The sequence below is a fragment of the uncultured Mucilaginibacter sp. genome, assembly GCF_903913935.1.
Classification (GTDB): domain Bacteria; phylum Bacteroidota; class Bacteroidia; order Sphingobacteriales; family Sphingobacteriaceae; genus Mucilaginibacter.
The window spans coordinates 1-4,379 of sequence record NZ_CAIWNH010000453.1; the positions used below are offsets into that span (position 1 = coordinate 1).

Genomic DNA, 4,379 nt, shown 5'->3' on the forward strand with positions numbered 1-4,379 from the left:
AAAACTGGGTGGGTAAACAGTTTTGGATCGGAAACACCAATAATATCATCTTATGTGGCTCCTTCCTGCTATTATCTATCGGCTATAACTTATCAAACATAACCCTCTCAATGGGGCAGATTAAAAGCAATAGTTTGATCAGTATGGCCAGGAGCATCGCTTACGTGATCCTTTTGTTCGTGCTTTCAAAAACGTTAGGCATGACTGGTGTGTTGCTGGCATTCCTTATTCCAACGTTAATATTAATAGCTTATTACCCTAAAAAGGTATTCCAAAAAGCGGACCTGTCCACACAAAATTTAAAAGAACTGGTGCATGAATCTTTATTGATAGGAATCATAGTTGCAGGCTGTGTGCTTATTTCCTATTCCTTTAAATACCAGCTTTCATGGATAGGTTTGATTGGGTTTAGCTCTCTTTACAGTGTTGTATTCCTTGTTTTGCTTTTTTTATTGAGCAAACGTTTCAGGGGGGAATTGAACATTGCAATGGGTGTATTTACAATAAAGGCGAAAGCCGTTGTTCAGTTACTATTACCAAGTTTTTAAATGTAAAAAAAGGAAGAATATGAACACGCCATCAACAAGTTTTGCTCCCGTACCGATGTACGAAAAAGAGCTGAAGCGGGAAAAGCTGAAGCGCAAGATCAATTCTTTTATCCTGGGTAAAATTGCGGGTACACCGTTGCAGTTCAGGCTATATCGTTCCTATTGGCACTACAAATTAAACGGCAATAAAAAAGAAATAAACACTGAATTTAAAAGCACACATTTTTTAACACAGAAACCCAATTACGGCGCGGGCATAGGCCACCAGCTGGCTAACTGGAATTCAGGTTTATACTTTTCGAACCTCTTTAAAGTTCGGTTCGCGCACTTTCCGTTTTCAACCGCAAAATGGGAGAACTTTCTCGGCTTTGGCGAAGGCGAACTTTTGGCTCCGCTTTTTTTTAAGGATAAAAGATTTAAAGTAGTGCGCCTGCCCAGGTTTAACTCACTTAAAACAGACGAAATAAACTTGATCAGGGATATTATCAACTCGTATGAGCGCCCGTTTTTGTTGTTTCTCCTCGAAATTGATCAGGGCTACGTGAGCCAGTGCGACACACATCAGCTTTTGTCGGATAAATTTTTCAAAGCAAAAGCCCGCAAAAACGATAAGCTGATCTTTTCGCCTGATAAGTTTAATATCGCCATCCATATCAGACGCCGGATGAACATTGGAACAGATGCGATTTGGAAAGAACGCTTAATGGGCAATGATTACTATTCAACTATTTTAACCAAAGTGCTGGCTACGCTTAATCAAAACCAATTGGTGGGTTTATACCTCTTCTCGCAAGGAAACATAAATGATTTTCCTGAATTCAATGAATTTGAGCATGTTCATTATTGCCTGGATATGGGGCCGGAAGATTCTGTTTTGCACATGATAAATGCCGATTTGCTGATCAGCAGCAAAAGCTCCTTTTCGTATAAGCCGGCATTAATATCAAAAAACATACAAATCTGCCCTTCATCCTTTTGGCATTACTACCCTTCATTATCGAATTATATTTTAGCCGATGATGAAGGAAACTTCAACAGCGAACAACTTTTTGAACAGTTAAACTATTCAGAAAAATTAAAGTTTTTAAATAACTCCCAAACACAATAAAACTAGTTACAGAATGGGAACGGCATTGTGCAGATTTGGCGAATGGGAATATTACAATATGGATAAATGTATTGAAGCTGCAATGGAATTAAACGAAACATTAAGTTAAACAGGAAAAAAAGCTGTCATACCTATGAAATCCATCACCGCAAATAAAACGCAAAAAGAAAAAGGAGGCCGGTTGGCTGAATTGGATGCTTTAAGGGGAGTTGCTGTTTTAACAGTGATGCTTTACCATTATACTTATGCCTACGATTTTCATTTTAAGCTTTTTTCCGACCATAAATTTTATTTAAACCACGGCAACCTCGCTGTCCACTTGTTTTTTATCATAAGCGGTTTTGTAATATTTATGACACTGGAGCGCAGTAAACATAAATTCGATTTTATCGTTTCCCGGTTTTCGAGATTGTACCCTGCTTACTGGACAGCTTTATTCCTTACGGCAGCTATTATAACTGTTTTGCCCGTACCTACTCTCGGTCATTATACGCCCAAAGAGATCTTATACAATTTAACCATGTTCCAGGGGTTCACAAAGGTAAGGTTGATAGACCAGGTGTACTGGACACTGAAAATGGAGCTTACATTTTATATTATTATGTATGGGCTTTACTTAGCCAGGCTACTGCGCAAGATCGAGGTCATATGTATAGCATGGCTTGCATTGTCACTTGCCTCTGCGTTGTTCAGCATTCATTTTAAGAAATATATAGACGTGTTGTTCATACTGGAATATGCGCCATTGTTTATTGCCGGCATTAACTTTTACCGCATAAAAACAAACGGACCGGGCATTTTGAATAACCTGATCATTGCCATAAGTTTCGTGGTTGAATGCAGGTGGTTATTAACACACCCCGATGAAAATTATGGATCGATAGTTATCCTGGCAGGTATTTATGTCTTGTTTTATTTGTTTATCTACGGAAAACTCTCATGGCTCAATAACCGGGTATTGTTGTTTTTGGGTACAATTTCTTATTCATTGTATCTGCTGCATAATGTTATTGGGTACGCCATAATATACCGGCTACGGCAGTTTTCAGACCTGCAAGTATTTTATGTAACAGTGCCGCTTATATTTTCAGTACTGCTTGCAACATTTTTGACTTATGTTATTGAAAAACCGGCTTTAAAATATATCAGGGAAGCCTACAAAAAATGGAAGTCGAAAAAAGTTGTATATGAAACAGAATCGTTAGTAAATGAACCATTAAGTAACGTTTAATCAGCTCATTAATAATGGAAGACATTTTTAATATCCCACTAAAGGCCTTAAAGGGAATTTACGCGAAGCACGCGGCAGAAAGTTCAAATTTCGGCCGTAACTGGAAATTGTTCCCGGTAAAGGATTATGCTAATGAATTGATTAAAAACGCCCTGTTGGCCGATGCGCCTTTTATGGCTGCAAGGCTGGGCTCAACAGAGCTTGCCTGTATGGTTAACTATTTAGGTGTAAAAGAAAAAGGTAAATATAAATCTATTAAAGGTTTTGTAGCCGGTAAAAGCCCGGCGTGGTGGTGGAGCAAGTCAATTATGCAGCAAATGCAGGATTGGTCGGGATTTTTTCCCGTAGATGTTGAAAATATTGAAAGGTTTTGCGAAATGATGATCAGCATTTTGCCAAATGTTGATGTTTTGGGTTCGTGGCTAAAAGAGGAAAAGTTTTTTAATGATGAGCTTTCAGGTTCAAAAAGAGTGGTGCTTGAAGACCTTGAACCATTTTTTACCCCAAACCCCTGGACATGGGCGTTGGAAGGGAAAAAGGTTTTAGTGGTCCACCCTTTTGATGAAGCCATAAAAAATCAGTTTGAAGTACGCGAATACTTGTTTGATAACCGGTTGCTTCCTGATTTTGAATTGATAACCATACCAGCGGTACAAAGCCTTGCACGCGAGAAAACACCGTTTAACAGCTGGTTTGATGCACTGGATTCCATGAAGGAAAAGATGGCAGAAACCGATTTTGATATATGTATACTGGGTTGCGGCGCGTATGGTTTTCCGCTGGCTTCATTTGTAAAAGACATGGGTAAAAAAGCCATTCATCTTGGCGGGGTAACCCAAATGCTTTTTGGCATTAAAGGCAGGCGTTGGGAAAACTATGTAGTATATCCCTATACAAATTTATATAACGAATATTGGATAAGGCCAGGTGATAAAAACCGACCTCAAAAGGCAGCTATTGTTGAGAGCGCATGTTATTGGTAGATAAAGGAAAGTTTTAAGTTAAAAACATGAATTGGATTAGATTTGCTTTTAGAATAATTACGCTTCCGGTAACTAACTACCTAAGGGCAAGTTATTCGTTATTGAGGTTAAAAAGTAAAAATCCTACTTTGAAAATCAATGGAAAGGTTGGTGTTTCAAGGAATTCAAAATTCGGCAAGTATAATTATCTGGGTCTAAAGGCATCTGTAATAAATTCTTCATTAGGCGACTTTTCTTATATAGCTGCCAACTCATTTATTCAAAATGTAAAAATAGGAAAATTCACGTGCATAGGTCCTAATGTCAGCGTAGGCCTTGCAATGCATCCTGTGAATGATTTTATTTCGATGCATCCTATTTTTTATTCAATGGCTAAACAGACTGGGATAACATTTGCTAAAAAGCAGGAATTTGAAGAGTATTTGGATACAGTTATTGGTAATGATGTATGGATCGGTGCCAGTGCAATTATCAACGGGGGATTAACTATCGGTAACGGCGCAGTGATT

Annotated in this window: 4 protein-coding genes and 1 pseudogene; all 5 read left to right on the forward strand. The window is 38.3% G+C overall.

The genetic code is table 11. The features are described 5' to 3' along the window. Window positions 1-548, forward strand: a 548-nt coding sequence (locus QZY09_RS18185) for a hypothetical protein (RefSeq protein WP_295674673.1), incomplete at its 5' end; no start/stop codon positions are given. Between the two features lie 19 nt (window positions 549-567). After that, complete coding sequence (locus QZY09_RS18190; protein WP_295674675.1) at window positions 568-1,656, forward strand: hypothetical protein; 1,089 nt, start codon at window positions 568-570, stop codon at window positions 1,654-1,656. Between the two features lie 133 nt (window positions 1,657-1,789). Then, on the forward strand, window positions 1,790-2,887 hold the full coding sequence (locus QZY09_RS18195) for an acyltransferase (RefSeq protein ID WP_295674677.1): 1,098 nt from the start codon (window positions 1,790-1,792) through the stop codon (window positions 2,885-2,887). A gap of 14 nt (window positions 2,888-2,901) precedes the next feature. Then, complete coding sequence (locus tag QZY09_RS18200; protein WP_295674678.1) at window positions 2,902-3,870, forward strand: hypothetical protein; 969 nt, start codon at window positions 2,902-2,904, stop codon at window positions 3,868-3,870. A gap of 26 nt (window positions 3,871-3,896) precedes the next feature. Then, window positions 3,897-4,379 (forward strand): annotated as a pseudogene (locus tag QZY09_RS18205) (hypothetical protein); the annotation flags it as partial.

What these genes read in the sequence shown, in the direction of transcription:
- QZY09_RS18195 (WP_295674677.1), top strand. Translation starts at nt 1,790, where the DNA reads ATGAAATCCATCACCGCAAATAAAACGCAAAAAGAAAAAGGAGGCCGG.
- QZY09_RS18190 (WP_295674675.1), top strand. Translation starts at nt 568, where the DNA reads ATGAACACGCCATCAACAAGTTTTGCTCCCGTACCGATGTACGAAAAA.
- QZY09_RS18200 (WP_295674678.1), top strand. Translation starts at nt 2,902, where the DNA reads ATGGAAGACATTTTTAATATCCCACTAAAGGCCTTAAAGGGAATTTAC.